The organism is Desulfobulbus rhabdoformis, assembly GCF_016919065.1.
Lineage (GTDB): Bacteria > Desulfobacterota > Desulfobulbia > Desulfobulbales > Desulfobulbaceae > Desulfobulbus > Desulfobulbus rhabdoformis.
Map to the genome: position 1 here is coordinate 1 of NZ_JAFFQA010000099.1, position 3033 is coordinate 3033.

General features: G+C 49.2%; 2 protein-coding genes. Both read right to left on the reverse strand.

The genetic code is table 11. The features are described from left to right. Positions 1-170 precede the first annotated feature (170 nt). Positions 171-1013 (reverse strand): ExeA family protein, encoded by an 843-nt coding sequence (locus tag JWJ90_RS22440; protein WP_205229454.1) that lies wholly within the window; start codon positions 1011-1013, stop codon positions 171-173. 3 nt (positions 1014-1016) lie between these two features. Next, positions 1017-2225 carry a DDE-type integrase/transposase/recombinase gene (locus JWJ90_RS22445; RefSeq protein WP_205229455.1) on the reverse strand — a complete coding sequence of 403 codons (1209 nt, stop codon included), beginning with the start codon at positions 2223-2225 and terminating at the stop codon, positions 1017-1019. Positions 2226-3033 lie beyond the last annotated feature (808 nt).

Here is a 3033-nt window from a genome sequence, read left to right on the forward strand (position 1 = left end):
TGTAGATTCTCAAGTTCCCGTCCAACATGTTTCTCACGTATAATTACCAGCTATTTTTCCAACGTAGATGGCCGGAAGGATTTCTCCTTCCGGCCATTTTGATCGTAGACAGCAGTCTACCGCACCGAGTTATCCCTCAGCGCTGGAGTCCCCTCACAAACGCCTCCGTTTCACCCGGATTCATTGAACCATTCCGCCTCATAAAGAGTTTCGGCGGTAATAGTTTTTTCCTGTCGATAATAGGCCTCCTCCAAAGCCATCGTCGCCACATTCATTATGCTTCTCCTGTTGCCGCTGGTGTAGGCAGCAAGTATATCAATAGCCTCATCTGCAAACAGGTCTGCTGGAGCCGCACCGTTTTTCAGCCTGTTTTGAATAAATAATTGAGTTTCCTGTTCATTCATTGGCTGCAGCTTCATTACTGCTGTCAGCCGTGTTTTGACCGGCATTAACGCATAAAGCTCCAGCCTCTTTGCCAAGGTTTCGTCTCCAACCAGAATAAGTGAAGCAGCAACAGTCTGTTTTACGGTTTGAAACAGCAGAGAGCAAAGATCCCATAACGATTCATTTTCAAGGAGTTGTGCATCGTCGATAATAATCACGGGATGACGTGGGTTTGGCCCGGTAATTAATGCTTCAAGGTGCTGCTGAACCCTGGTAATCATGGGCACACCGCGCCCCTTTGTATCGACACCAAGGGTTTCTGCCAATATTCTGGTGAGACCGTTTCTTGGGTGCCCGGCATACGGAACCATAACTGGTCGATAGCTGTTTTTGTCTAACTCGTCTATCAGGGCATGTACAAGAGTTGTTTTGCCAGCTCCGGAAGGTCCGCAAAGAGCCATGCTTTTTCCTGTGTGGAGAAGCCTTTTTATGGTTTCAAGCTGCTTGCGGTCTCGTGGTGGAATCCAGAGTTGATGCTGCTTATAGGTATCTGCGAACGGGTGATATTTCCAGCCGAAGAAATCGCCGATAGGAACTTGCACCAGGGTGTTGTTGTTGGTTTGTTGCATTGTTTACCTCTTATAGTTTTGTGCATTTTGATAGATGTCGGCCTGCTTTGCCGGTTTCATTTCCGGCCCATACCAGACGAGATCAGGTTCCCAGGGCATGAACCAGATATCCAGTCGATCTCCCGGCAGAGCATCCGGTACCTCAAAGCTCCGTTTCTTAAATCGTATGGTGTTGTTCAGGTATACGCGGCAACGACGCTTCATGCGGAACAGCGGTTCAATGGCTACAGATTCCGGCAGCTGTTTGCAGCAACTCGGTCTGCTGAGCCGTTTTTGCAAAGGCGAACAGCCAAGTGAAGAGTGAATACGTTTATGGTACCATGATAGCCATTGTCGGAAGCCATCGTTTATGCCATCAAGTGTTCGTGCCGGTGGCTTATCTCCTTCCAGGTACCCGTCTCTTACAGTCCGAAAAAACCTCTCTATTTTCCCACGGCCCCTAGGTTTGCCCGGTGGTGTGTGGATAAGGTGGATACCGAGGTTGGCACAAACAAACTTCAGGTGGCGGCTGGCATAACAGGCACCATTGTCAGTGTAAAATCGAATAGGAAAACCGTGCTGGCGGATAGCAATCATCAGCTCTTTCATCAACACCTCGGTATCCTCGGCAAGAAAAAATCCTGCCCGGACCACGTAGCGGCTGGCATCATCAATGATTGCGTGCAGGTACGTTTTTCGTTTTTTTCCTTTGATCCTGATCTTGGGACCATGGAGAAAATCAGCTGACCAGAGTTGGCCAAACTCCTGATACGCAAATGGTTTTGCTGGAGAATGCTGAACCAGGTGGGGATCCCTGTGCAAGTTCATCGTCGAGGCAAAACGGTATAGCGTCGCTTGGGACGGATTCTTTCTGTCCCACAGTCCCTCTTTCACAAGCTCGCAAAGCATACGAGCTACAGTCCACCGTGGATGCTCCTGGCGGAGTTTGTGCAGGTGGTCTGCCACGTTACCTGGGACAGATGCATGAGTGCCGCGATTGCTTTTAGGCCTGTCACCAAGTGCTGGTAAACCGCCATGGCGATAGCGGTACAGCCACTTCCTCAGGGTTTCTGGAGAAAAAGAAACAGCTCGCTCATCGGGCCTGCGAAATGATCGGCAAGCCAACTTTTGAAGACAGCTATCAAGGGTTCCGTCATCCTCTGTACGATGCAGAAGAGAGCTGATTATGCTGAACCGCCAAACAGCAATGTCCGTTTCGTTCGGTGTCGTCATATTTACCTCCTGAATTAAGGTTACAGTTCAGGGGATGACACCATAAGTAGCTGAAAATAGCAGCGTATGTGTTATGTTGGTAGAGACGGTGGCCACTTCCCTGGGTACATGCTATGTGAAAAATCGCGCAAAAAATCCGGCCAGGAAATGGCTGGGGGTGTCTCCGGGGCAGGCCCCCATTCGGCAAATCTCCGTTCGTGATCAAACCAGAGAATGAATCGATCGCAGAATGTTGCCAGACGCTTGGCAACACCTCTGGTTACGCCAAGTTGCCTGACTACAGCCGCCTGGTTGAGGTTGTTAACGTTGTAGAGGATGTTGCAATACATCACTGTGGCGAAAAAGTGCCGAACTACTCGTAAAAACGGAAAGGGAACTACTGAGAATGTCACACAGGGACAAGTCGGCATTTTACAAAGATAACGCTGTATCCTTACTTCCTCGTCCGTATGCGGATGAGCTCTGGGGTAGGTGCCATTACGAATAACGAGTTGAGATGCGCAATATGGACAGCAAATCGGTTTTTCTTCCTTGCCTGTCTTGGCGATTTTACATATTCTGCTCATGATAAGAGGTGTGGGAGATGGTTTGATAATATTCGGGAAAATACTATCTATACCAAATCCCCCCCTCTTATCCCCCCCAAAGGGGGGGAGGAGGATCCGAGGCATGGGCGGTTCCTGCAATCCACGACCACACCACGTGGTGATCATTTTTCTTACTTTGACTGGTAGAGACTTTCTCGTTACTGGTAATGCTTCATGAGAATTTAAGCGGATTTTCGGGGCGGCGGGAATGCGAATCTACA

Bases quoted from the DNA above. Each gene is read 5' to 3' on its own strand.
- JWJ90_RS22440 (WP_205229454.1), bottom strand. From the start codon at position 1,013: ATGCAACAAACCAACAACAACACCCTGGTGCAAGTTCCTATCGGCGAT.
- JWJ90_RS22445 (WP_205229455.1), bottom strand. From the start codon at position 2,225: ATGACGACACCGAACGAAACGGACATTGCTGTTTGGCGGTTCAGCATA.